The following is a 25,668-nucleotide window of genomic DNA, read 5'->3' as shown; positions in this document are numbered from 1 at the left end:
GAACCGGGTGAGGGGTCGAAGCGGCAACAAGCTTCGCCCGCTCGCCCCGACCCTCGCCCGCGCAGGACGAGGGAGAACTGAGGAGAAGGGAGCAATTCAATGACTGAGCTTCGCACGCCCGAGGGGATGTCGCGCCGGCACTTCATGTCGCACCTGTCGACGGCCACCATGTTGACCGCCCCGGTGGCCCATTGGTTCATCGACGCCCTGCGCGCCGGCGCGGCCGACATGCGCCGCCATCACAAGGCCGCCATCCTGCTGTTCATGGAAGGTGGTCCGGCCACGATCGACATCTGGGACTTGAAGCCCGGCCAGCCGACCGGCGGCCAGTTCAAGCCCATCAGCACGTCGGGCGGCGGACAGATTTCCGAGCATCTGCCGCTGCTGGCCAAGCAGATGCACCATCTGTCGATTGTCCGCTCGATGAGCACCCGCGAGGCCGATCACCAGCGGGGGCGCTATTACATGCACACCGGCTACGTGCCGAACCCGAACATCGAGCATCCCAGTTACGGCGCCGTCATCGCCCACGAGTTGGCTGGCCACGCCGGCTCGCTCGACGTGCCGCCGTTCATCTCGATTGGCGGCGCGAGCATTGGCCCCGGCTTTTTGGGAATGAGCTTCGCGCCGTTGGTGGTCGACAGCAACGGCGACGTGCGGAACTTGAAAACTTCGCTCGACACGGGCCGCCTGACCCAGCGGATGCAGGCCCTCGGCACGCTTGAACGCTCGTTCGCCGGCCAGGATCGTGGCGAGGCCGCCGTCGAGCACGGCAAAGTGCTGCAAAGCACGGTCAACCTGATGACGAGCCAGCAGCTTTCGGCCTTCAAGGTGAACAGCGAACCGGCGGCCGTGCTGGAACGCTACGGCGCTGGGGGAAGCGGGGGCGGCGGAGGTGGCGGCGGCAATCGTCGCAACGCCGCCTTTGGCAAGGGCTGTTTGATGGCGCGCCGGCTGGTCGAAGCGGGTGTCCCGTTCGTCGAAGTTGATTTCGGCGGCTGGGACGATCACCAAGACGTCTTCTCCAAGCTGAAGGACCGGTTGCCGGTGATGGACCAGGCGATGAGCGCCCTGGTCGAAGACCTGAACCAGCGTGGCATGTGGAAAGACACCGTCGTCATTTGGATGGGCGACTTCGGCCGCACGCCGCGCATCAACGGCCGCGGCGGTCGCGACCACTGGGCCCGTAGTTGGAGCGTCGTGGTCGGCGGCGGCGGCTTCCGCAGCGGCGAAGTGGTTGGCAAGACCAACGTCGATGGCACCGCGGTCGAGGGCGATCCTTACACGTCGCAAGACCTGATGGCCTCGGTCCTGAAGTCGCTGGGCATCTCGCTGGAAACGACCTTCACCAGCAAGAACAACCGCCCGATGAAAATCGCCAACAGCGGGCGCGTGATCAGAGAGTTGTTCGCGTAGAGCGAGCCTCGCATCGAACCCCTCTCCCTCCGGGAGAGGGTGGCGGCGCAAGCCGCCGGGTGAGGGTTCCGCGTCGATCTGGTCATGTGTACAGCCTGGGGAGTTGACCCTCATCCGGCCTTCGGCCACCTTCTCCCGGCGGGAGAAGGGTTGCTTCACGCCGTGGGATTTGGTTAGGCGTCGAGGGACTGATTCACGCGCGAAGCCTTCCACCGCTGGCGCATCAGCCACGTCGCCAACAGCGGCAAGGCGATCGATGCCGCGATCGCGGCCGGTAGTTGATGTTCCTCATAGGCCAGCCAGCCCAGCAGGGCGTAAGCCGACGCCAGCCCCAGGTTGCTCAGCAGCACCGCCGGCAGAAACGTCCGCCAGGCCAGGTGCATCGACCCCAACAACAGCACCGCCGCTTCGGACAGCACCGGCAAGCCGCGCGTCAGCACGATCACCAATGCGCCGCGCCGGTGGACCAGCTCTTCCATCCGCGCCAGATCGTCGGCCGAGGTCCAGCGCCGCACGATCTTGCGCCCCAGCCAACGGGCCAACAGAAAACTTCCCAGCGAGCCTAGGTTCATTCCCAGCCAGGCCGCCCCCGCGCCGGTCCAAAAGCCGAGCCTCGCTCCGGCCAGCGTGCAGACCACGCTCGACGGCACCGGCAGGAACACATCGGCCACCAGCGTGCCAATAAGCAGCCCGGCGAACGCCGGCGGCGAGACGGTCTCGGTCACCCAGTCGGTGATCTGGTCTTCAAAGGCGTGCCCCAGTCCGATGAGCGGGACGATGGGGATCAGCAGCACCACAACGATCGTCACGGTCCAGCGTAGCAGTGGGCCGTGAACAGTCATGCGCTGATTTCGCTTACTTGAGCTGAAACTGGTTGCGCTGGGCGATTCGCTCGGGTGTGTTCAAGGCCAGCCCGATCCATTCGTCGCGAATCTCGAATTGCGTCACGCGCAAGTCGGCCAGACCTGGTCGCTCGGCAAACGCCGCCGGCAGTATCGGCACCTGCTTGGCCGGCGAGAAGGCCTTGCTGAAGATCGTGCGCAAGGTGATCTGCGCCCGCGGCCCCAGCCCCTGGCCGACCAATTGTATCGTGCCTTCTCGTTCCAGGCGACCTTGGTCCCCGGACAAGTCGGGCTGATAGCGAACCTTGACCACGAAGTTGCGCCACGAATCCTTGTGCAGCTTGAGCCGGTCGATGGCCATGCTGAACTCGATGATCCCGTCGCGGCATTGAATCCGCACCGGGTCTTCCTGGGCGAAGGTGATTTGCAGCTCTTGGTGCTCGTCGGCCGAGACCACGTTGAATCGCTTGCCGAATCGCTTGGTGATGTCGGCGCGCAGCTCGGGCAGACTGTACGTCTTGCCTTCCCAGTGCAACTGGTCGCAGATGTTGTTCAACAGCGACTGGTGAATCTGCACGCTGGCCAGACTGTCCCCCGGCGCGCGGGGACGCGGACCATGACCGGCCAGTTGATGATCGCCCGACACTCGGACGCGCATCGCAATTCGGTCGGCGCTGGTCTGGGCGTCGATCAGTTCGGGGCTCAACTCCAATTGGTGCAGCGAATCGAGCATGCTGGCCCGCACCGCCCCGGTCAGCCGGTCGACGCGGGTTGCCAGTTCGGTGTCCATTTCATCGCACACGCGGCGGGCGATCTTGCGAGCCGATTCGCCGCGGACCTTGGCTTGCTGGCTATCGAATTGTGACTCAGCCAGGGTTTGCAGCAGCGGCCCGAATAGCGGCACCGCGTCGACGTCGGTCTCGGCCCCTTGAAACTGAGGATAGGTTTCGGCCGAGGTCTGCGTGGGCAAGGTCCGCATCCCGTCGTGGTCGATCTGCAGTTCCTTGGTGGCCTTGAACATCGAGTCGCTGTGGCTATGGACGCGGACCATGGTGGCCTTGGTCACCGTGTCGGCCGAAATCCGACCGTGAGCCTCGAAGTTCATTCGCACGCGTTGCAGGTCGGGCACCAGCCGGACTTTGACATCGGTCCAGGTCGTGCTGTGGCCGGTCGTGGGACGGCCCAGCACCACTTCGTTCAAACGCTGCTCTCGCGGCGCCTGGGGAATGATCATCCGGTTCAGCAGATCGGCCGAAATCGAAATTCGCAGATTGGCGTTGCGATAGTGCGTGGCCATGGCCGTGGCCAACTGTTGCTCGCTGGCGCCGCTGGCCCAGCACAACCGGTGATAGTCGTCGGCCACCACGCGAGCATCGCTGGGCAAGCCCGATCGCTCGAACTCCTCGAGATGGTTGAGCATCTGTTGGGTGTCGACGGGGCGATTGACCCAGTGACGCAGGCCGGCGTGCAGCGCGATCAACGGGTGCCGCTTGCCGTCGTTCGGCATGGTCCGCGACGAAACACCCAACCGATCGAGCCGACTGAGCACGGTCGCCGCCACGCGATGCCGGGCAGGTTCGTCGCGGTTCGGACGCTGGGTCAGCTCGCGCAGCCGGCCCAGCAGCAATTGATTGCGGACCTCGCTGCCGCCGATGGCGTCGTCGGGCAGCTTTTCGATCTCGTTGAGCGCGATCGCGAACTCTTCCAGACTTTCGGGGGCGGCCGCCGTTTCGATCTTGCTGGCCGCGGCCAGGTGCGGGATCTGTTGCCAGACGTCGAGCCGGCGCATCAGCGCCACGCCACCGCGGCGCAGCGCCACCGTGCCAGGCTGCTCGGGCATCTGGGGAAGAATCACGTTCAGTTGCCCGGCCAGCTCTTCCAACTCGTCGAGCAACTCGTTCACTTGCAGGGCGTGGGGATCGTTGGTGGCCACCAGGGCGTTGACGCGGCGGCGAACTTGCTCGGACCAGGCGCGGCACTCGGGGTAGGTGTCGAGCCGATCCAGGTGCTCGATTAGCTCGGTCGGCACGGGCCACCAGCCAGTGTGAATCGGCGCGGCCGTCAGCGCCGGCGCACCGGGACGCTGGGGGCTGGTCGTTTCTTTCTTGGCCGCTTCCGGCGCGGGCATGGCATTGGGCGTCCGGGCCGGCACCAGGGCGAGCTTCACTTCTCCCTGTGGTTCGACAGCGGGTGGCGACGGTTCGGTTGGCGCAATCGCTGGTGTTACTGTCTGGGCTGGGGTCGGCGGCTCGATCGGTGACAGCACGTCCTGCGACGCCAGGCTCACCACCGCCGGGGATGCCGCAACGGCCGGCGCAGTCGTGGCAGGCTCGATCATGCCGATCAGGAACGGATCGACGATCGGCGCGGCGTCGGCCGGCGGCGGAGCAATCATCGGCGCCGTGTTAATTGGCCCAGTGATCTTCGGCTCGGGCGCAAGTACGATTGCCTCGACGACGACCTGGCTGGTTTCGCGCGTCACCAGAGCTTCGGCGTTCGCCGGTCGTCCCCGCGCGGCAATCGCGGTCTTGACCGCCGCGGTAGATACTTTGGGCGCGAGGGCGCCGGTCGCGGACTCACGGCGCGTAAGGACACCGGGGTCGCGATTGGCCAAGGCGCTCAAGAAGAGCGCCCCCAATCCGACGATGGGTAACCAAGGTAGTGCTGGCGCGCGATCACGGCTCATAATTTGTTTCTCGACTGACCGTCGAGAAAAGATGCGGCCGGGAACGAGAGGTACTCGTGATCTATCGACCAGCCGGGCCGCCTGGGTAAAGAAGAACGGCTGCGAAAGAAGTAGCGCCGTCGACAAAAACGTGCTAGCACAGCACAGCGTTGCTAGCATGCCAACGCTAGCCGTTCGATGCGTCGACCAACACGGTGTCGTGGTGCTCGTAGGCCGGCACGCAGCAGCAGAGCAGCGCGAGCGTCTCGTCGCCGGTGTTGGATATCTGATGAATCATGCCCGGCGGAATGGCGATGGCATCGCCGGGCCCCACCGTGCGCAGCTCGTCGGCCAGGCGCATCTGCCCCTCGCCAGCGAGGATGTAATAGATCTCCTCGGTCACCGGGTGGTAGTGCAACGTGGTGGTCCCCCCTGGCGGCACCCGGGCTTCGGCCAGGCTCTGCTTGGCGATGCACGAGTTGCGATAGGCCAGCAATTCGCGGATTTCCGAGCCGTCCTTGGTGGTAAAGGCCGGCACGGCGTCGAGCTGGCGGATGTCCATGGAAGCCTCGCTTCACGGTCAATCAAGGGCTTTACGAAGTCGCTATTTCATTCGCGCGTTTTGGCTGGCCACAGGCCGACAATCGCTGGCGAATAGTCGCGTATGTTCCAGTGGTCGGCGTCGGGCAGCTTGGCGAAATCGAACTGCTTGTCCGCCTCGACCACCACCATCGATCCTGGCGGCGCGCGTTCGATCACGGTGTTCAGCAAGGTGAGCATCTCGGCTTCGCGTTCGACGTAGAACGCATACGGTGGCGACACGAATACCACCCAGGGCTGGGCAGGGTCGGTGATGTTGGGAATCGGCTCGGCTCGGCGGAACTGGATGAACGTGTTGGCTGGCAGCACCTGGCACTGTGCCAGCACGCCCAGCGCCTCGGCCGAGCGGCCGATCAAATCGGCCGTGGGAAAGTGCTGCTCGAAAAAGGTGGCGCGTGCCGCGCCGCGACTCAGGGCCTCGAAGCCCAAGGCGCCGGTGCCCGCGAACAAGTCCAAGGCGTGCCGACCCTTGACAGTTAGGCCGAGAAGGTTAAAAACCGCTTCGCGGACCCGATCTTTCATGGGGCGCGTCCGCAAATCTCCGCTATAACAGAGACGCTTCCCACGCAGTTCGCCGCCGATAATCCGCGGCGGGCTGTCGACGTTGGGGCTGTCGTCACCTTTCGCTGGCGAGCGGCGCGACGTGGGCGAGGTTGGACGCGATCGTTTCATGGGTGTTTTAGCTGACTGGCGATGGGCGTCGACCAGTGGGGTTGATAGAGAATCAGTTTCAATTCAATAGCAGCGGCCGACTTGCGAAGCGGCCATCTTAACATAACGAAGGAGCGAATAATGTTCCCCAGGATCACTGTTTTGCTGGCCAGCCTGATGTTCGTGGCGCTGGCTGCCCGGGCCGACGAGCCGGCGGCCAAGCCCGCGACACCTCCGGTCGTCGCTCCTGCTGCGGTTCCGGCAGCGCCCGCCGCCGTCCCTGCTGCGGCACCCGCGCCGAAGGAAAAATCGGCCCACGAGAAGCAACTCGAAGAGCTAATTGCCCAATGGCAAAAGCTGAAGCAGCAGCTTGGGCAACTGCAAATCGACTACAAGAGCACGCCGCCGGCTGATCGCGCGCCGATTCGCAAGAAGTTCGACGATACGGTTCGCCAGGCCGACGAGCTTGACACCAAGATTCTCGCGTCGGCCACCGAAGTGTTTCGCGAGACCAAGGGAGAAAACGTCGAGGCGGGCGATTACCTCACGTCGCTGGCGGTGCGTTACTTGAAGAACGACCGCTACGAGCGCGCCCTGACCGCGGCCCAGGCGATGATCGACGTCAAGTCGCCGAACCCGCGGCTGTACACCCTGGCGGGCACGGCGGCTTATCACCTGGCGGACTTTGATCTGGCCGAGCGTTATCTCAAGGTGTCGGAAGCGTCGGGCTTGCTCGACAGCTCGGATCGCGATTTGTTGGTCGACATTCCAGCCGCCAAGAAGCAATGGGAAGTCGAGCGCGGACTGCGCGACCTGGAAGCCAAGACCGACACGTTGCCGCGCGTCGAATTGATCACTAGCAAAGGTCGCGTGGTGATTGAGTTGTACGAGGATCAGGCGCCGCAGACCGTCGGTAACTTTATCGCGCTGGTCGACAAGGGCTTTTATAACGGCCTTTCGTTCCATCGGGTGATCGGCGGTTTTGTGGCGCAAGGCGGCGATCCCAAGGGGGACGGAACCGGTGGGCCGGGCTACCAGATTCTGTGCGAGACCGGCCGTCCCGACCGCCGGCCGCACTATCGCGGCACGCTCAGCATGGCCCACGCCGGCAAAGACACCGGCGGCTCGCAGTTCTTTATCACCTTCACGCGCACCAAGCCGCTCGATGGTCTGCACACCGCGTTTGGCCGTGTCGTCGAAGGGATGGACGTGGTGTCGCAACTGACGCGGCGCGAACCGAGCCCGCACACGCCCAACGCCAAACTGCCCGCGCCCGACAAGATCGTCAGCGCCAAGGTGCTGCGCAAACGGAGCCATCCTTACGAGCCAACCAAGACCTCCGATCCGTCGCGGCCGGCCGCCGAGACCAAAAAGCCCGAAGCAAGTAAGGCCCCCGAGGCGGCAAAGACGCCCGACACGCCCAAGGCTGCCGGTGACAAGCCGGCGGAGACGAAGCCGGCCGAAACCAAGCCGGCGGCCGTAGCGCCCAAGCAGCCCTAGTCTGGACCGTCACGGCGTTTGGCTTGGGCCGGAGTTGGCGCTTTCGCGAACGACACCCGCGCGATTGACGAGATCTTTGGGTCACCAGCCGCCAGCAATGCTAGCGGCCGCGGGGCTCGCGCCGCATCAAAGTGGCCTCATGCGGTGTTCGCCGTTTCGGCTATTCTGCGTGTCGATCGCAGAGACGCTCTGCGCCATGGCGGCACCGACTTGCGCGGCGCTTGCTTCCGAATGCCTGGGGTGACTAAAGATGCCAGCCGCTCGCTCGATCTTGCGATTCTTGACCCGTCGTTTGCGTGACATTCCGCTCACACGATCGCTGGCGGCGCGGCTGCGCGGACTGTATCGGCGCCAGGACGAGCTCGTCACGCTGACCGATGTCGATGGCAACCTAAAGATGAAGGTAGCCATCAACGATCATATTGGCGGCGATATCTTCTGGTATGGCGGCTACAACCGGCACATGCTGCCAGTGTTCGACCAACTTCTCAAGCCGGGCATGTTGGCGCTCGACGTGGGCGCCAACATCGGCGAAGTGTCCTTGGCTCTGGGCAAACGCGTGGGACGCAAGGGGCAGGTCTTTGCCTTCGAGCCCATGCACGAAATCCTGGGGTTGCTGCGCGAGAATCTGGCCCTCAATCCAGGCTTGCCGATCGAAGCGGTGCCCCTGGGCTTGGCGGCGCGGAGTGGCGTGGCCGCGATGTACGCCGACACGACGAGCGATACGGTCGGCGAAAAGAATCTGGGGACCGGCTCGTTGTTCAAGCATTGCGAAACCGAAGAGTCATCCCAGCAGGTTCAATTGACGACCATCGACGAGTTTGTCGCCCGGCGCGGACTGTCGCGCGTCGACATGATCAAGCTGGACATTGAAGGCGCCGAGCTTTCGGCGCTGCAGGGATCGCGACGGACGCTCGAAACGTACCGGCCCTGGCTGATCATTGAGGTGCAAGCCGGCACGTGCGAAATGGCTGGCTATCAGGCGCGCGAGATTCTCGAACTGCTCGAGCCGTTGGGCTATCGGTTCCAGAAGATCAAGCGCGGCGGCCGCCTTTCGACGTTGACGGCGGCTAGCCTGGGCCGGTTTCAGAACGTGCTCTGCGTGCCAGGCTCGCGCGCCAATCTCGGCCGGCTGGCCGCGTAGGCGTGCGGTGCTGAATGCGCCTCATGCAAGCCGACGGCAGGGTGTTCCGTGGGGCTCGTTGAAAGCTATCGAGGCGAAGTCTCGACCCGCTTGGCCGTAAGCGGCTGACGCATCAGGATGACCATCGGGTTGTCGCGCAGCGCCGCCGGGCGATCGTGCTCGTCGAGCGGATGAAAACCGGCCTGCTCCGCGGCACGCATCACGGCGTTCAACGCCGAAGGATTGAGCCGGCGCGGGGTAATCGCGATGCAGTTGGCGGCGGTGTGTTGGAGAATCTGACCAATGGTGTCGATGCTCTCCATCCGTGGAAGCTTTTCCGATCGCCAGCCCGAGTAATGCAGTGCAATGGTATCGCTTTCGCAGTTCAGAACATATTGCTTGCCAAGTGTCTGTTTCAGCCAACGCCCCAGTTCGGCCGAGCGATGCCGACCCAGATCGTCGCCATGCATGGCCGAGCAGAAGCCAAAGCAGAGGACCGTGGCGATCGTGCCAAAATAAGCCAGCCGCGCGCCGCGCAAGCTGCCGCCCAGGTAATCGGCCGCGCGTGCGAACGTGGCAGCCAGGCTCATCAGCGCCAAGGCCGCGAAGGGACTGGCTAGAATCACGATCAACAGCGAGTACCGGCTGCTGCTCTCGCCGGCCCGGTGCAGGTGGACGATCGCGCCGGCCGTGACCAGCAGCGCGGCCACGCACGGCGCCTGGTTATCGCGGCGCAGCCAGATGTGTCGCCATTTCCACAGCCCGGCGAACATCAGCAGCGAAAACGCCGCGTCGAGTCCCCGCCGCATGGTGTGAACGAAAATCCAGGACAATTTGCCGAACGACAGCGATTCCGGCGACCAGTCGAGCGGTTGGCTGGCTTTGACCAGGATGTTCGGTTGCGGAGCGAGGGGCGTTGCTGGTTCGGTGGCCGGCACGGTAGGGGTGGCCCCGTTAGCTGACGTCGGCGCGGCGGTGGCTTGGGCCGTGGGCTGGTCGGCCAGTTTGCCGTAAAGCAGATGATCGAACAAATGCGGCACGTAGGCCAGCCGCTGGAATTCGACCCACCGCGACTGCGAGTGTCCGGCCAGCACGGTGCTATTCAACAGCACGAACAGTGCGACCTGCACGGCGAACAGGGTTGCCATGCCGCGCAACATGGCCCGGCGCGCGGCCGGCGCATCCCACGCTCGATAGACGACCCACAGCAGCGCCGGCGCGAACAGGAACCAGCCTTCAAATCGCGTATGCTGCGCCAGGAACAGCGCCCCGGCCAACAACGCAAAGTTCCACGCGCGCCCGGTACACGCCGCGCGCCAAGCCAGATAGACGCTGGTCGTGGCGAACATCCAAAACGTGGAGTCGCGCATCAATTCGGGGGACCATTCAATCAGCTTGGGGTGCGTGGCGTACAACAGCACGGCCACGGCCGCCACGCGACGATCGAACTGCCAACGCAACCAGCAGTACAGCGGCAAGATCGCGGTCACCGCCGTGGCAATGCCCCACACCTTGCCGGCCAGGGACCATTCCAAGCCTGCACGATGCAGCCAGCTCAGCACCATCGGGTACACGTTCCAGCCCAGGGTCATCAAGGCCGGAGCACGATTCCCTTGCTCCCAGGCTTCGGCAAGCTGGATGTATAAGATGCCGTCGGCGCAAACGACGTCGATCTTGGTGGCCAGCGCCAAACGTAGCACCAGCGCGAGAGTCGCGAGCAACGCGACCCAGCCGATTTCCGCGCGCGACCAGGAGGGGGCCGGCGCTGATGCCTCACCTAGCAAGTACGGTAACTCGCGCGCAGGCGTGAGCCGTTCCAGGTTCAATGTCGAGGCGATCTTCAGCACCATAAGCAGCTCCGCCGCGTTCCATCACGGCGGTCCTCTTCCCCCGCTGAACGCATCGATTGGCAACCGACGGTTGCGTCCCGCTTGCCGGGCGCCCTCTCGTGGGGGGAGACTAAGGGGGCGTATTTAAGCGAACCGGCTGGCACGAGTCAATTCCGCCTTGCTGCTAGCAGGTTTACAACCAGCTGAGGATTTGACTTGCTAGCAAGCAAACGGGCGGCTTCGACAGGTGGTCTACAGCTTATCCCCAAGGGCCAGCTAGCATCCCGGGCCACCAACGAGGGATGGCGGGGTGTCAGAAAGCCTTTTTCGATAGGAATTTACGCTATTTGCCGCGGGCTTTACGCCGCAAGCTGCCTAGAGTCTGCATTATGAAATCTCCAATTCCGTTTGACGTGGTACAAAGTTACTAATACCATGTCATGCTTTAGTCGAATATTAGTCAGACTTCCTATTTGAAATCCTCATTCCGGACATGGCTATCCAACTGCGAGCTTTGAAGATCTTTTGCGATGTCGTGCGGCAGCGCAGCTTTTCGCGCGCGGCCGACGAAAACGACATCTCGCAATCCGGCGCCAGTCAGGTCGTCCACCAGCTTGAACAAAGCTTGGGGGTCAAGCTGATTGATCGATCGAAGCGCCCGTTCGTGCTCACTCCGGAAGGAGAAGAGTATTACGAAGGGTGTCGTGGGGTCGTCGAGCGATATTTCGCGCTCGAAGACCGCGTGCGCACCTTGCACCAGGACGTGGTGGGGCGCGTGCGCGTGGCGTCGATCTATTCGGTCGGCCTGCACCACATGAACCGGTACTTGCAGGAATTTCTCACGCAGCATCCCAAGGCGAATGTCCGGCTCGAATACCTGCACCCGAATCGCGTCTATCAAAGCATTGAAGACGACGTCGCCGACCTGGGATTGATCAGCTATCCGAAGCCTTCACGCACGTTGCAGGCGATTCAATGGCGCGAAGAGCCGATGGTGCTCGTCGTCGCCCCAGGGCATCGACTCGCCGGGGCCAAGCACGTCAGCCTGGGGCAACTCGACCGCGAACGAATGATCGGCTTTGACCGCGACTTGACCATTCGCAATGAAATCGACCGGGTGTTGAACCAGCATCGCGTCGAAGTCCAGGTCGTGATGGAATTCGACAACATCGAGACCATCAAGCGGGCCATCGAAATCGACGCTGGCATTGGGCTATTGCCCGAACCGACCGTGCAGCGCGAAGTCCAGGCTGGCACCTTGGTGGCGGTGCCGTTGGACACGGACGAACTGGTGCGGCCGTTGGGGATCATCCATCGCCGCGGCAAGGAATTGTCGAGCACGGCCGAGCGGTTTATCGAGTTGCTGCTGCGCGAAGGGGGGCACGTCGGCGGCGAAATCGACGCCGGCTCGGCCGCGGGCGACTCGCCCAATGGTAAACCTGCCGCCGAGTCGCCGGTTCCCGCAGGGGCCAGTCACCATGACCAGGCTGACGCGGCCCAGGCGGCCAGTCAGCCAGGCCGGCGCGGCGGCAAACACCGCTTCGAACCGGCCGGTTCTTCGAGTTAGTTCAGGCTGACGCCGACGACTCGGGTGGTCTCGGCGCCATGAATTGGCACACTTTTTAGCAAGGCGTTCGGCCTGACCCACTCACGATCGTGCGGACCCCCACACGGATGCCGACGACTCGGGCCACGAACAGTTTTAAGAATGACGACGGTGCGATGATGAGCGAGATTTTCAAGAAGCACACTGGCGGCGACGGCAGCCTGTACGACCCGGCCATGGAGAAGGACGCCTGCGGTGTCGGCTTCATCGTCGACATGCACGGCCGCAAAAGCCACTCGATCGTGCGCTCGGGGTTGCAGATTCTGGAGAACCTGGTGCATCGCGGCGCATGCGGTTGCGACCCGCTGACCGGCGATGGCTCGGGCATCCTGACCCAGATTCCGCACGAGTTTTACGCGGCAATCGCCAAGGACGCCGGCTTTACGTTGCCTGCGCCGGGCGAATATGGAACGGGCTTGTTGTTCTTGCCGCGCGAGGAAGAAGAACGCCGCTACGTGATGCGCCGGTTCGAAGAGCTGACCGCCGAAGAAGGACAGCAGTTCCTCGGTTGGCGCGAGCCGCCGATCAATAATGACCATATCGGCTACGTGGGCAAGGAAGTCGAGCCGATGATCATGCAGGCGTTCGTGGCGCGCGGCGCCAAGACGCCGTCCCACTTGTTCGATTGGAAGCTGTTCGTCATTCGCGAGCGGCTCGAACTGGACGTCGACCGCGGCATGTTGCGGCAGAAGAAGTTCTTCTACGTTCCCAGCCTGTCGTCGAAGGTCATCATTTACAAAGGCCTGATGCTGGCCGACAAGGTTGACAAGTTCTTTCCCGACCTGTTGGACGATCGATACCAGACGGCCCTGGCGCTGGTGCATCAGCGTTACAGCACGAACACCTTCCCGACCTGGGATCTGGCCCATCCGTTCCGCTTCCTGGCCCACAACGGCGAAATCAACACGCTGCGCGGCAATCGCAATTGGATGCACGCGCGGCAGCACATGCTGGCCAGCGATGTCTATGGGCCCGACCTGGCCAAGATCGGCGAGATTTGCACGCCCCATTCGAGCGACTCGGCCACGCTGGACAACGTGCTTGAATTGCTGGTTCTCACCGGCCGCTCGCTGCCGCATGCCGTCAGCATGCTCATCCCCGAACCGTGGGACGGGCACGAGACGATGTCGGACGAGAAGAAGGCCTACTACGAATACAACGCCTGCTTGATGGAGCCCTGGGACGGGCCGGCTTCGATCGCCTTTACCGACGGCACGGTCATCGGCGCCACGCTCGACCGCAACGGCCTGCGTCCCAGCCGCTATTGGGAAACGACCGACGGTCTGGTGATCATGGCGTCGGAAGCTGGCGTGCTCGAGATTCCGGCCAGCCAGATCAAGAGCAAGGGCCGCCTGCGCCCCGGGCGCATGTTCCTGGTCGACACGACCAAGGGGCGGATCGTCCGAGACGACGAGATCAAGAACGAGTTGGCGGTGCGGCACCCGTATCGCCAGTGGCTCAATGAACACCAGTTGAAGCTGTCCGACCTGCCCGAGCCGCCGGCCGTGGCGACCAATGGTCACGCGAACGGTCACGAGCGCGCCGGCGCGCACGACCATAGCGCGCACGACAACGGCCACGTGTACGCCCTGCCGACGGCCGACGAACTGTTACCGCTGCAGCGCGCGTTCGGTTACACGCTGGAAGACTTGCGCGTGATCCTCGTTCCCATGGCCAGCGACGGCGCCGAGCCGATCGGCTCGATGGGGAACGATACGCCGCTGGCGGTGCTGAGCGATCGGCCGCAGCCGTTGTACAGCTACTTCAAGCAATTGTTCGCCCAGGTCACCAATCCGCCGCTGGATGCGATTCGCGAAGAGATCGTGACCTCGCTGATCACCACGATTGGCTCGGAGGGGAACCTGCTCGACGAGTCGGCCCAGCAATGCCGGCTGTTGCGGTTGGACACGCCGATCATCACCAATGCCGAGCTGCGCAAGATCAAGACGCTCGACCGCCCAGGCTTCAAGTCGCGGACGTTGTCGACCCTGTTCCGCCGCGGCGAAGGGGCCGACGGCATGCGCCGCCGATTGGACGCCCTGCGGGCCGAAGCCTCGCAGGCGATCGCCGACGGCGTGACGTTGCTTATTCTGTCCGATCGCGGCGTCGACGAGCATTGGGTGCCGATTCCGGCGCTACTGGCCACCAGCGGCGTGCATCATCATCTGATTCGTGAAGCCTCGCGTACGCACTGTGGCCTGATTGTCGAAAGTGGCGAGCCGCGCGAAGTACACCATTTCGCCTTGCTGACCGGTTACGGCGCCGGCGCGGTGAATCCTTACCTGGCGTTCTGCACCTTGGCCGAGATGAAGGCCCAGAACTATTTCGACGACAAGCTCACGGTCGAGAAACTCGAGAAGAACTACATCAAGGCCGTCAACAAGGGCTTGCTGAAGATCATGTCCAAGATGGGCATCTCGACCCAGCAAAGCTACCGCGGCGCGCAGATCTTCGAAGCAGTTGGCTTGAACCAGGCCTTGGTCGACGAATATTTCACCTGGACCGCCACGCGCATCGAAGGCATTGGCGTCGAGACCGTGGCGGCCGAGGCGCTGCGCTGGCACGAATGGGCCTGGCCGCGCAATCGGATCCCCAGTGTGCTCGACTTGGACGTCGGTGGACAGTATGCCTGGCGCCGCAAGGGCGAAGCCCACATCATGAACCCCGAGGTCGTGGCCAAGCTGCAACACTCGACCCGCTTGAACAGCCGCGAGGAGTTCAAGAAGTTCTGCGAGCTGATCGACAAGCAAGAGCGTCAGTTGCTGACCCTGCGCGGGCTGTTGGACTTCAAGAAGTCGGCCCATCCGGTGCCGTTGGATGAAGTCGAACCGGCCAAGGAGATCGTCAAGCGATTCGCCACCGGGGCGATGTCATACGGCTCGATCTCGAAGGAAGCCCACGAGACGCTGGCCGTTGCCATGAATCGGCTGGGTGGCAAGAGCAACACCGGCGAAGGTGGCGAGGACGAAGCCCGTTACATTCCGCTCACCAACGGTGACAGCAAGAACAGCGCCATCAAGCAAGTGGCCAGCGGTCGCTTTGGCGTGACCAGCGAATACCTGGTCAGCGCTCAGGAGCTGCAGATCAAGATGGCCCAAGGGGCCAAGCCGGGCGAAGGTGGCCAGTTGCCGGGCGCCAAGGTCGACAAGGAAATCGCGCGCGTGCGTCACAGTACGCCGGGCGTGGGCCTGATCTCGCCGCCGCCCCACCACGACATTTACTCGATCGAAGACCTGGCCCAATTGATCCACGATTTGAAGAACTCGAATCGTCACGCGCGAATCAGCGTCAAGCTGGTGTCGGAATACGGCGTGGGCACCGTCGCGGCTGGCGTGTCGAAGGGCAAAGCCGACGTGGTGCTGATCTCGGGCTACGAAGGTGGCACCGGGGCTAGCCCGCAAACCTCGATCAAGCACGCGGGCATTCCCTGGGAACTGGGCGTGGCCGAGACGCACCAGGTGCTCGTGCGCAACGACCTGCGCAGCCGGATCGTCGTGCAGACCGACGGTTTGTTGCGCACGCCGCGCGATGTGGCCGTGGCCGCGCTCCTGGGGGCCGAAGAGTGGGGCATCGCCACCGGCGCGCTGGTGACGATTGGTTGCATCATGATGCGCAAGTGTCATCTGAACACCTGCCCGGTCGGTATCGCTACGCAGGATCCAGCGCTGCGGGCCAAGTTCGCCGGCAAGCCCGAGCACGTGGTCAACTACTTCTTCCTGGTCGCCGAGGGGCTGCGCGAGATCATGGCGCAGCTCGGCTTCCGCACGATCAATGAAATGGTCGGCCGCGTCGATATGCTCGAAAGCCGCAAGGCCATCGACCATTACAAGGCCCGTGGGCTCGATCTGACCAAGCTGTTGTACAAGCCCGAGGCGCTGCCTTATGTCAAAACGTACTGCTGCCAGCCGCAAGATCACGGCATCGACGAATCGCTCGACATCAAGGTACTGTTGCCCAAGTGCGCGGAGGCGCTCGAGGACGCGCGGCCGGTGACGCTCGACTTGCCGATTCGCAATGTGAATCGCACGGTCGGCACCATTTTGTCTAGCGAAGTCACCAAGCGGTACGGCGCTCGTGGACTGCCCGAGGACACCATTCAGCTCAACTTCCGCGGTACCGCGGGACAGAGCATCATGGCCTTTGGCGTTCATGGCGTGACCTGCCGCGTGGAAGGGGACGTGAACGACTACCTGGGCAAAGGTCTGTCCGGGGGCAAGGTCATCATCTACCCGGATCGCGATGCCAAGTTCTTGGCCGAGGACAACATCATCGCCGGCAATGTGGTGCTGTACGGCGCGACAGATGGCGAAGTCTACATCCGCGGCGTGGCCGGCGAGCGGTTCTGCGTTCGCAACAGCGGCGCCGAGGCGGTGGTCGAAGGTGTCGGCGACCACGGCTGTGAATACATGACTGGTGGCGTGGCGGTGATTCTGGGTGAGACAGGTCGCAACTTCGCGGCCGGCATGAGCGGTGGCATCGCCTACGTGCTGAACGAGTCGGGCAAGTTCCCGACCTTGGTCAATCGCGAAATGGTCGAACTCGAAGACCTCAGCCAGCCGGAAGATCGCCAACGCGTGCTGAAGCTCATCGGCCGGCACGTGGAATACACCAAGAGCGCGCGCGGCCAGTACGTGCTCGACAACTGGGAACAACTGAAAGACAAGTTTGTCAAAGTGATGCCGGTCGATTACAAGCGCGCTTTGGCGGAAATGAAAAAGGAGCAAGCGGCCAAGGCCGCTGCGCTCGAAGGAGCCGTCCATGGGTGATGTTCGTGGCTTTATGAAATTTACTCGCGCTCACCACGGCAACCAGCCGCCGGCCGAGCGCGTGTTGCACTACCAGGAGTTCATGCAGGTTCTGCCCGAGGCCGAGCTGCGCAAGCAAGGCGCCCGGTGCATGGACTGTGGCGTGCCGTTTTGTCACACCGGTTGCCCGTTGGGGAACATCATCCCCGACTTCAACGATCTGGTGTTCCGTGGCCAGTGGCGGACGGCGCTCGAACGACTGCACGCGACGAACAACTTTCCCGAGTTCACCGGCCGCGTTTGTCCCGCCCCGTGCGAGGCGGCCTGCGTGCTGGGTATCAATGAAGACCCGGTCGCGATCAAGGAAATCGAAATGTCGATTGCCGATCGCGGCTTTGACGAGGGCTGGATCCAGCCCGAGCCGCCAGCGACGCGAACCGGCAAGCGAGTCGCCATCGTCGGCAGCGGCCCGGCAGGGCTGGCCGCGGCGCAACAACTGAACCGCGCCGGACACCAGGTCACGGTGTTCGAGCGCTCGGATCGGCCGGGTGGGTTGCTGATGTACGGCATTCCCGATTTCAAACTCGACAAAGGGCGCGTCTGGCGCCGCATCAAGCAGATGGAAGCCGAAGGGGTCGAGTTCCGTTGCAACTCGAACGTCGGCGTGAACGTCGCGGCCAGCGACCTGAAAAACAATTACGACGCGCTGCTGTTGTGCGGCGGCTCGACCGCGCCGCGCGATCTGCCGATTCCGGGCCGCAACCTGAAGGGCGTCCACTTCGCGATGGAGTTCCTGCCGCAACAGAACAAGCGGAACCAAGGGGACGAAATCGACGCCAACGTGGCGCTCAGCGCCGCGGGCAAAGACGTAATCATCATCGGCGGTGGCGACACCGGCAGCGACTGTACCGGCACGTCGAACCGGCAACGGGCGAAGAGCGTCACCCAGTTCGAGTTGCTGCCCCAGCCCCCCGATTTGGGTCACTTCCCCCGCGCGGCCGATCGGCCGGTCAACTCGCCGTGGCCGTACTGGACGATGATGTTGCGGACCAGCTCGTCGCACGAAGAAGGGTGCGACCGGCACTTCAGCGTGTTGACCAAGGAGTTCAAGGCCGACGCCCACGGCAACGTGGCCGAGTTGGTGACCGCGATCATCGAATGGTACACCGACGAGTCAGGCAAGCAGCAGTTCCGTGAGGTGCCAGGCTCGGTCAAGTCGTGGCCTTGCCAACTGGTGCTGCTGGCGATGGGCTTTGTCGGTCCCGAGAAGCGCGGGGCGATTGCCGATTTGGGCCTGGAACTCGACCCGCGCGGCAACATCAAGTGCAACTCACACTACATGACCAACGTCGATGGCGTGTTCGCCGCCGGCGATATGCGTCGTGGACAATCGCTGGTGGTGTGGGCCATTCACGAAGGTCGCGAGGCCGCGCGAGCGGTCGACAAGTACCTGATGGGGGTCACGCACCTGCCCAGCGCCGCGGCCGGCGAGTTTGCCTGGCGCTAGAGTGGCGTCATCGCATCTGCCAAGCCGGCGACTCAGTCGCCGATCCAAGGCGGCGAAGCCGCCGGCTTGGAAGCGTGGCAGAACTTTGCTCTAGAAGATCGCTCGATTGGATGCCCCGTAAGGATTCGTCACGCCATGCCACGTTCGGCTTCGAAGTGTACGCGGCGCGCTTGTTCGCGTTCGAGAGCAGCAGTGTCAAATGCGCCTGCCGCGCCGGCGCGCGAGGCGGTCGGGTTCGTCTTTCCCAGCGAGTTGGGCTGGTTCGCCTTGGAAATGGTTGGCGACGCCGTGCGCCGCGCCTCGTTCGGCTATGCGAGTTGGCGCGAAGCGATCGTGTACTTGAACATTGATCCGTCGGGGGACGAGCCGCGCGGCAAGACGGCACGCTTGATCAAACGCTTGCAGGCCTACGCCACGGGCAAGCGTGATGACTTTCTCGACGTCGAACTGGCCGAGCCGCGCAGCACGCCGTTTGCCCAAGCCGTGATCGAACAGTGTCGCCGCATCGCGCCGGGACAGGTGCTGAGCTATGGGGATTTGGCCCAGGCCGCTGGCTCGGCCGGCGCGGCACGCGCGGTCGGCAGCGTGATGTCGAGCAACCGCATTGCGATCATCGTGCCGTGCCATCGAGTGGTGGCCAGCGGCGGCAAGTTGGGGGGCTATTCCATGGCCGACGGCGTGGCCGTGAAAAGCCGGCTGTTGGCGCTGGAAAACGCTGGCAAACCAGGGCGAAAGCGGAGCTAAAAACCGGCCTGGAATTGATTGGCGAATCCAGAGAGAATAGAAGCGGAAGGTCAATGGACCTTGCGTTGTGGTGGCGACCCCCTTGTGATTGGCAAAGAGTGGGTCGCCGAGGATGCCGAGTCTCGTATGACGATGATGAACAACGATTCGTGGCAGCTGGAGCGCCGGGCCGACGGGGCCGTCGTGGTGCGTGTGCCGTCGCGCTCGCGCGATGGCCAGAAGCTGCCCGACGCCGTGTTCGCGTTCCGTCACGGCGATCCTCAATACCGCTTCTGGGACGCGCAAATGCGCGAGCGTGAATCCCTCGGCAAGCCGTAGAGTGCGGGCTGGGTACGTGTCGATGATTTCCCGGCGCTGAGCTAATAGTTACAATCGCGAGCGATGCTGCATCAGCCCTTCTCCTTCCGGGAGAAGGTGGCCGAAGGCCGGATGAGGGTCTTCGCATTTGTGGAGCGATCATGCCAGGTCGCAAGCCGTTATCGGCAGAACAGCAATCGCGCGCTCGTCGGCTACGTCGCGAAGCGACAATACCCGAACGATTGTTGTGGAGCCATTTGCGCCGCGGCCAACTCGGCGGCTTGAAGTTCCGTCGCCAGTTCGCCATCGGCCCGTACTTCATCGACTTTTATTGCCACGAATCGCGACTTGCCATCGAGTTGGATGGCGATAGCCACGTTGGTCGTGCCGAGTACGACCAGCAGCGCACCGTGGCGGTTGAAGCAAAAGGTATTCGTGAGCTGCGCATCGCGAATGACGACGTGCTTCAAGAGCTTGATTCTGTCTTGGAAGGAATTCTGCTCGCTTGTGGTCGAAGGCCTGACGAGCTACCAAGACCCTCATCCGGCGGCTAGCGCCGCCACCTTCTCCCGGGAGGAGAAGGGTGAGCGCAGCGTCGCGCGAGGGTTCATCTACTCGCGCTCCTGACAGAGCCCAGGCTGTGAACGCTTGCGATCCCGCGAGTTCACAATCGCAAGCAGCGCACCATCAACCCTTCTCCCTCCGGGAGAAGGTGGCCGAAGGCAATACTGTTCGGCACAAAATCTGCTTGAAGCGAGCGCACACTCACTTGAAATGGTAATCCGATGGCGGTGTTGTGAATGCAAGTAAATGGGGAGGTTTGGCGAAGTGAAACGAAGCGTAGACAACCTTTGTCTTGTCTTGCCCAGTCTTTTCGCTCGCTGTTCCTAGTGCCTCTACAAAAATCGTACCGAACAGTATTGGGCCGATAGGCCGGATGAGGGTCACGCCTGCGCCGGCAAAAACTTTCGCGCCAAGTCTGGCGACTTCCTCCGCTCTTACCCCACGGCTTTCTTGACCAGCGCGGTGATTTTGGTTTCGGCGGCGGAGGTCCACTGGACCAGGGCGAAGGCGGTGGGCCACATCGTGCCGTCGTCGAGCTTCGCTTCGTGCATGAAGCCGAGCGTCGCGTAGCGGGTCTTGAACTTCTGGGCGCTCTGGAAGAAGCAGACGACCTTGCCGTCCTTGGCCCAGGCGGGCATCCCGTACCAAAGCCGCGGCGCCAGGGCCGGCGCGGCGGCTTTGACCAGCGCGTGCAACCGCTCGCCGAGCACGCGATCCGCCGTCGGCATCGCCGCGATCGTGGTCAGCACGGCGCTTTCGCCATCAGCTTTGTCAGCCGCCGGGCGAGGGCGTGCGGCTGGCTTCTTCTTCGCAGCCTGCTTGGTGGCGCTCTTGGCGGATTTCTGCGTGCGTTTCATGGCGAGTGGCACGATGGCTATTGTTGCTGCGCGGGGCGGGTGGCTAGGGGGCCGACCGGGGGCGCTTCGTACGCGCTGAATACTGCCCAGATGGGGAAGTGGTCCGACACGGCCAGCGCGTCGTTGAACGTCAGGTTGTATTCCTGCATCAGGTTCAACACGCCGGCTTGCCCTTGGTACTCGCGCGTGGCCACGCCGTCGAACAGCATGTTGTCGTACTGCTGGTTCTGTCGCGTGTTGGTCGGCCGGCCCGTGATCACGTGAGTGATGTTCGGCAGTGTGCCGAGTCGGCCCAGGTGGTATTCGTCGGCGTTCAAGTCGCCGAGCAGAATGATGTCGTCTTCGCCGCTGCCATTGCGCTGCACGCCGACGTACACGTCGGCCAAGGCGTCGAGTTCGTTGTTGACATCGTCGGGCGTGGTGTGAATGTCGACCAGCGAGAACGTGAAGGCCTGCGCCGCCGGCGGCCCGCGCACGCGGAAGTTCGCCACCATCGGTTCACGCTGAATTCGATCGTTTGGGTCTGGCACCGTATAGACCGAGCCCGTGGTCAGCTCGATCCGCGCCGTGTTGTAGATCACGGCATACTGCTCTTTGCTGTTCGTGCGCCCCAGTCGCGGGCCGACCACGGCATCGTAGGCGGCACCGGTGGCGTTGATCTGTTGCAAGAAGCGCGGGATGACGTCGTCTTCCTTGGATCGCACTTCTTGAATCGCGATCACGTCGAACCGCCGCGCCACCTTGGCCAACGTGTCCATCACGGCCGGCTTGGCCAGCTTCGACTCGCCGAACACTTGAATGTTGAACGACGCGATCGTGATCGTGTCGGGCGTCGTGGTCGACGAAACGGCCGACGCGGCGACCGGTCCAGGCACGACCGCTGGCGTGGCGGTGACCGAATTATTGCCAACGGTAGAGGTCGTCGCGCCGTTGGGTGATGTGCCATAGGGCGAACTGCTGGCGATTGGCGTCGTCGTAACCAGCGGCGGCATCACGGGGCTCGTTGTGCCCGGCACGCTTGCCGTGGGTTGGGCCGGGACCGTCGTGGTCGAATACGTCGAGGCGGCGCCAGGAACGTAGGGTGACACGGTCGTCGGCGCGACTTCGCCCGGTGGCGGCGGCAAGGTGATCGGCTGGTTGATCACCTGCATGTCGGCCGGCGGCACGCCGCTCCAGACAGGGTCGTTGCCCGAGTTGGTCGTGCCACTCGCGAAAGGCGTCACCGTGCCGGGGCCATTCGTCGTAGGGGTAGTCGGTGAGCCGGGCACGTTGGCATAGACGGGCGTCGCAGGTGTCGTCGACCAGTTGTTGGCCGGCAACGTCGCGCCGGGGGCGAACGGCGTGCTGTTGTTCGACGGGCTTACCTGAGTCGCGGAACCGGCGGTGCTCGCCGATGCGTTCATATACGGCGAGTTACCCGTATCGGTCGAGCGATAGTCGGGCTGGCCGTGGTGCGCGTACGGCGAACCATACGTGTTCGTCGCCGTGCTCGTCGTGGCGGGCCAGGTGTTGGACGGATAGGTATTCGACGAATAAGAGTTGGCAGGCCAGGTGGTCGTCGCGGTGGCGGCGGTCGGCGTGGCCGTCGTTGGCGAGTAGGTGACGGTGCGCGGCGATGCAGGATCGTTGCTCAGCGCCGCGTACGGCGCGGCGTAGGTTTGCTCGACGGTTGTCTTGTCGCCGATCGTCGCGTCGTGCGACTTCGCGGCCGGGTCGCGCGGCGTCGTGTTATTGCGCGTGCTTGAGAAATCGAAGCGGGCCGCCGGGCTCGCGGTCGGCGCTGGCTGATGGGCCGTTTGCTCCAACAGATGCCGGCGAACATTCAGCAGCACGATGAGGCTGACTACTGAGCAAAGTCCAATGCTCAGCCAGAAGCGCGCGTTGATCGACATGCGTTTCCCCTCCTTGGGAAGCGGCACCTAAACAATTGCGGGGCCGAAAGATACCGCACCGGGGCCACCCGACCAAGAGCAGTAACCAGGGTCGGGCGTGCTAGCGACGAGGCTTTGATTGGCCAGCACGGGCTTTCGGACGCTAAGATGACAGCATGCCAAGCACTCCCGTCATCAATCCAACGCGCGCCGGGTTTCTGGGAGCCATCGTGGGCCTGTTACTGGCGTGCTACGTGCTGGCCGACGACGGTCAGCGGCTGGGGCGGAGAGAGACGCCGTGGATTTGTGGGCCGGTGTTGCTGCCGGCGGGGCTGTTGGGAGCGAACATTGCCAGCGGTCTGTTCAAGCCGGCGATCTTGATGGGGTTGCCGCTGCTTTACGGCTGCTATGGCGGCTTGGCCGCCGCAGTTCGGGTCACGATTGCCGTCCCGATGATCGTCCTGGTACATCTGGTCGCGGTGACGATAACTCAATCGCTGATTCAGGTTGCGGCCGGGCCGCCACCCGCTTGACGACCCGGCGCGACTCCCTTACGATGCAGGGCTTCCGCAAACCAACAGTCCTTATTCTGTCCGTTCCCTGGTGATTTCATGGCCGTTCCCAAGCGCCGTCAATCGAACGCCCGCACCGGCAGCCGGCGTGCTCACGATTTCAAGGTTCCCAAGCAGTTACATTACTGCTCCAAGTGCAGCACGGCCGTGCCGACCCACGTCGTTTGCCCGAACTGCGGCCACTACATGGGCCGTCCCGTGGTCGAAACGGCCGAGTAAGGAAGCGGTGACCCCTTGAGTCGCACCGCTTTTCTGTTCCCAGGGCAAGGGGCTCAGGCCGTCGGCATGGGGGCCGAGTTGTCGGCGTCGTTGCCGGCCGCGCGCGAGTTGTTTGACCGCGCGAATCAAGTGCTGGGCTATGACCTGGCCAAGATCTGTTTCGAGGGCCCGGTCGAGCAACTCGATTCGACCGTCCATAGCCAGCCCGCTTTGTTCGTCACCAGTCTGGCGGCGCTCGAACTGTTAAGGCGCGACAAGGCCGATGTCGTTGCGGCCGTCGAAGCCACCGCGGGTCTCAGCCTGGGCGAATATTCGGCGCTGGTCTTTGCCGACGCGATTGATTTCGACGCGGGCTTGCGACTGGTGCAAGAGCGCGGCCGCGCCATGCAAGACGCCGCCGACGCCATTCCCAGTGGCATGGTCAGCATCCTGGGACTGGACCTGGACAAGGTGCAGGGTCTGTGCGACGAAGCGCGTCAGGAGGATGTATTGCAGGTGGCGAATCTGCTTTGCCCCGGCAATATCGTCGTCTCGGGATCGAAAGCCGCCTGTACACGCATGGCCGAGTTGGCCAACGCCGCCGGCGCCATGAAAACCATTTCGCTGGCCGTGGCCGGCGCGTTTCACACGCCGATCATGCAGCCAGCCGTCGAGCGCTTGACCGCGGCGGTGGCCGCAACCAAGATCGAGGCGCCGCGGATTCCGGTCATCTCGAACGTCGATGGCAAGCCGCACACCGATCCCGCCGAGATTCGGCAGTTGCTGGTCCGGCAAGTGGTCAGCCCCGTGCAGTGGGAAGCGTCGCTGCGCTATCTGCTGGGGCAGGGCTATACAACATTCTACGAGGTGGGGCCGGGGCGCGTGTTGCGAGGGCTGCTCAAGCGGATCGACCGCTCGACCAAGTGCGAAGGCGTGCTGGAATAGGGACGCGCCCGCAAGGGCAGCGTATTTCCTGCTTCGACCCAGGGGTAGCTATCCCTGGGCTTTCTTAGACCAACAACGATATTCAACGGGTGAAACATGGCGGAAGTTCCAGCGGATCAAATCAGTGTCGATCTCTCGGGCCAGGTGGCGCTGGTCACGGGGGCGTCGCGCGGCATCGGCCGTGGCATTGCCGTGGCCTTGGCCCGTTGTGGCGCGCGCGTGGCCTGTGTGGCCCGCGACGTCAACAAGCTGAAAGAGACCGTCGACGAAATCACCGCCGCTGGTGGCCAGGCCGAGCCGTTCGTCTGTGACGTCAGCAGCTCGGACAGCGTCAACCAGTTGGTTGATTCGATTGCCGAGAAGTGGGGCCGGTTGGACATCCTGGTGAACAATGCCGGCATTACTCGCGACACGTTGATCCCGCGGATGAGCGACGAGCAGTGGGACGAGGTGATCGCCACGAACCTGCGCGGGGCGTTCCTGTTCACGCGGGCCGCCACGCGGCCGATGATGCAGCAGCGCTACGGGCGGATCATCAACATCTCGAGCGTCTCGGGCCTGATGGGGAACCCGGGCCAGTGCAACTATTCGGCGTCGAAGGCGGGTCTGATCGGCTTTACTCAGACCGTCGCCCGTGAGTTGGCCGGGCGCAAGGTTACCGTGAATGCGGTGGCTCCGGGCTTCATCGAAAGCGAGATGACCGCGGCCCTGGGGGACTCGATCATGACCGAGGTCAAGACGCGCATTCCGGCCAAGCGGATCGGCACCATCGCCGACGTGGCTGCGGGCGTGACGTTCTTGGCCAGTCGAGCCGCCAGCTATATCACCGGCCAGGTGTTGACGATCGACGGGGGTATGACAGCTTAACGCGGCAGGTAACAAGTGGTTAGGAGGCGCATGTTGCGAGGCGAAACGCGACCGCCAGAACTGGCGTGCCAAAGTCTCGGCCAAGTGCCGGAAAATCCTGTGGAAAAGCCGCTAGCCCCGTATTTACACACCCGGCAAAACCCGGTATATCTTGACGCTTCAAGCAAGAACCCTTTAGTTTCGTAAGAGTTAGGTCGTTACAGGCAGTCGGTGTGCGGTGCGCGTTTCGGAACGAGCCGCGCGCACGAGTCGGGATCGCAACAAGCTTT

Annotated in this window: 19 protein-coding genes and 1 pseudogene; 13 read left to right on the top strand and 7 right to left on the bottom strand. The window is 63.4% G+C overall.

Annotated features, from left to right (window positions below; all coding sequences use genetic code 11):
- Positions 1–126: 126 nt before the first annotated feature.
- Complete coding sequence (locus tag JSS27_04250; GenBank protein MBS0208145.1) at positions 127–1,416, top strand: DUF1501 domain-containing protein; 1,290 nt, start codon at positions 127–129, stop codon at positions 1,414–1,416.
- A gap of 173 nt (positions 1,417–1,589) precedes the next feature.
- On the opposite strand, the gene JSS27_04245 is transcribed toward JSS27_04250, so the two are convergent.
- From JSS27_04245 to JSS27_04230, 4 genes are all read right to left on the bottom strand, one after another.
- Positions 1,590–2,258, bottom strand: a complete 669-nt coding sequence (locus JSS27_04245; protein MBS0208144.1) for a VTT domain-containing protein — start codon at positions 2,256–2,258, stop codon at positions 1,590–1,592.
- 13 nt (positions 2,259–2,271) lie between these two features.
- The gene (locus JSS27_04240; GenBank protein ID MBS0208143.1) at positions 2,272–4,944 is read right to left on the bottom strand and encodes a hypothetical protein; all 2,673 of its coding nucleotides are present in this window, start codon (positions 4,942–4,944) and stop codon (positions 2,272–2,274) included.
- A 166-nt stretch (positions 4,945–5,110) separates the two neighbouring features.
- Positions 5,111–5,485, bottom strand: a complete 375-nt coding sequence (locus JSS27_04235; protein ID MBS0208142.1) for a cupin domain-containing protein — start codon at positions 5,483–5,485, stop codon at positions 5,111–5,113.
- 47 nt (positions 5,486–5,532) lie between these two features.
- A complete protein-coding gene (locus tag JSS27_04230) occupies positions 5,533–6,195 on the bottom strand; it encodes an RsmD family RNA methyltransferase (protein MBS0208141.1) in 663 nt (220 codons plus the stop codon).
- Positions 6,196–6,786: 591 nt separating this feature from the next.
- Between JSS27_04230 and JSS27_04225 the strand changes: the two are divergent.
- Both JSS27_04225 and JSS27_04220 read left to right on the top strand, forming a co-directional pair.
- Positions 6,787–7,389 (top strand): annotated as a pseudogene (locus JSS27_04225) (peptidylprolyl isomerase).
- Between the two features lie 535 nt (positions 7,390–7,924).
- Positions 7,925–8,818, top strand: coding sequence for an FkbM family methyltransferase (locus JSS27_04220; protein MBS0208140.1), 894 nt, complete (start codon positions 7,925–7,927; stop codon positions 8,816–8,818).
- Between the two features lie 65 nt (positions 8,819–8,883).
- Here JSS27_04220 and JSS27_04215 read toward each other — a convergent pair whose 3' ends face one another.
- Positions 8,884–10,647: a glycosyltransferase family 39 protein gene (locus JSS27_04215; protein ID MBS0208139.1), complete on the bottom strand. Its 1,764-nt coding sequence runs from the start codon at positions 10,645–10,647 to the stop codon at positions 8,884–8,886.
- Between the two features lie 478 nt (positions 10,648–11,125).
- Between JSS27_04215 and JSS27_04210 the strand changes: the two genes are divergently transcribed.
- From JSS27_04210 to JSS27_04185, 6 genes are all read left to right on the top strand, one after another.
- Positions 11,126–12,193, top strand: a complete 1,068-nt coding sequence (locus JSS27_04210) for a LysR family transcriptional regulator (protein MBS0208138.1) — start codon at positions 11,126–11,128, stop codon at positions 12,191–12,193.
- Positions 12,194–12,351: 158 nt separating this feature from the next.
- Positions 12,352–16,998, top strand: a complete 4,647-nt coding sequence (gene gltB, locus JSS27_04205) for a glutamate synthase large subunit (protein ID MBS0208137.1) — start codon at positions 12,352–12,354, stop codon at positions 16,996–16,998.
- On the top strand, positions 16,991–18,484 hold the full coding sequence (locus JSS27_04200) for a glutamate synthase subunit beta (protein ID MBS0208136.1): 1,494 nt from the start codon (positions 16,991–16,993) through the stop codon (positions 18,482–18,484). Before gltB ends, JSS27_04200 begins: the two co-directional genes overlap by 8 nt.
- 192 nt (positions 18,485–18,676) lie before the next feature.
- Positions 18,677–19,228 carry a methylated-DNA--[protein]-cysteine S-methyltransferase gene (locus JSS27_04195; GenBank protein ID MBS0208135.1) on the top strand — a complete coding sequence of 184 codons (552 nt, stop codon included), beginning with the start codon at positions 18,677–18,679 and terminating at the stop codon, positions 19,226–19,228.
- A gap of 126 nt (positions 19,229–19,354) precedes the next feature.
- The gene (locus tag JSS27_04190) at positions 19,355–19,546 is read left to right on the top strand and encodes a hypothetical protein (protein ID MBS0208134.1); all 192 of its coding nucleotides are present in this window, start codon (positions 19,355–19,357) and stop codon (positions 19,544–19,546) included.
- 140 nt (positions 19,547–19,686) lie between these two features.
- Positions 19,687–20,079, top strand: coding sequence for an endonuclease domain-containing protein (locus JSS27_04185; GenBank protein ID MBS0208133.1), 393 nt, complete (start codon positions 19,687–19,689; stop codon positions 20,077–20,079).
- A gap of 444 nt (positions 20,080–20,523) precedes the next feature.
- Here JSS27_04185 and JSS27_04180 read toward each other — a convergent pair whose 3' ends face one another.
- Both JSS27_04180 and JSS27_04175 read right to left on the bottom strand, forming a co-directional pair.
- Positions 20,524–20,946, bottom strand: a complete 423-nt coding sequence (locus JSS27_04180) for a DUF1801 domain-containing protein (protein MBS0208132.1) — start codon at positions 20,944–20,946, stop codon at positions 20,524–20,526.
- A gap of 17 nt (positions 20,947–20,963) precedes the next feature.
- Complete coding sequence (locus JSS27_04175) at positions 20,964–22,838, bottom strand: endonuclease/exonuclease/phosphatase family protein (GenBank protein MBS0208131.1); 1,875 nt, start codon at positions 22,836–22,838, stop codon at positions 20,964–20,966.
- Between the two features lie 155 nt (positions 22,839–22,993).
- On the opposite strand from JSS27_04175, the gene JSS27_04170 reads away from it, so the two are divergent.
- From JSS27_04170 to fabG, 4 genes are all read left to right on the top strand, one after another.
- A complete protein-coding gene (locus JSS27_04170) occupies positions 22,994–23,350 on the top strand; it encodes a hypothetical protein (GenBank protein ID MBS0208130.1) in 357 nt (118 codons plus the stop codon).
- Positions 23,351–23,428: 78 nt separating this feature from the next.
- Positions 23,429–23,608: a 50S ribosomal protein L32 gene (rpmF, locus tag JSS27_04165; GenBank protein ID MBS0208129.1), complete on the top strand. Its 180-nt coding sequence runs from the start codon at positions 23,429–23,431 to the stop codon at positions 23,606–23,608.
- 15 nt (positions 23,609–23,623) lie between these two features.
- Entirely contained in the window at positions 23,624–24,532 is a 909-nt protein-coding gene (fabD, locus tag JSS27_04160; GenBank protein ID MBS0208128.1) for an ACP S-malonyltransferase, read from the top strand.
- Positions 24,533–24,628: 96 nt separating this feature from the next.
- Positions 24,629–25,399: a 3-oxoacyl-[acyl-carrier-protein] reductase gene (gene fabG / locus JSS27_04155; protein ID MBS0208127.1), complete on the top strand. Its 771-nt coding sequence runs from the start codon at positions 24,629–24,631 to the stop codon at positions 25,397–25,399.
- Positions 25,400–25,668 lie beyond the last annotated feature (269 nt).

Source organism: Planctomycetota bacterium (genome assembly GCA_018242585.1).
Taxonomy (GTDB): domain Bacteria; phylum Planctomycetota; class Planctomycetia; order Pirellulales; family PNKZ01; genus JAFEBQ01.
This window is presented reverse-complemented; position numbering and strand designations above follow the sequence as displayed.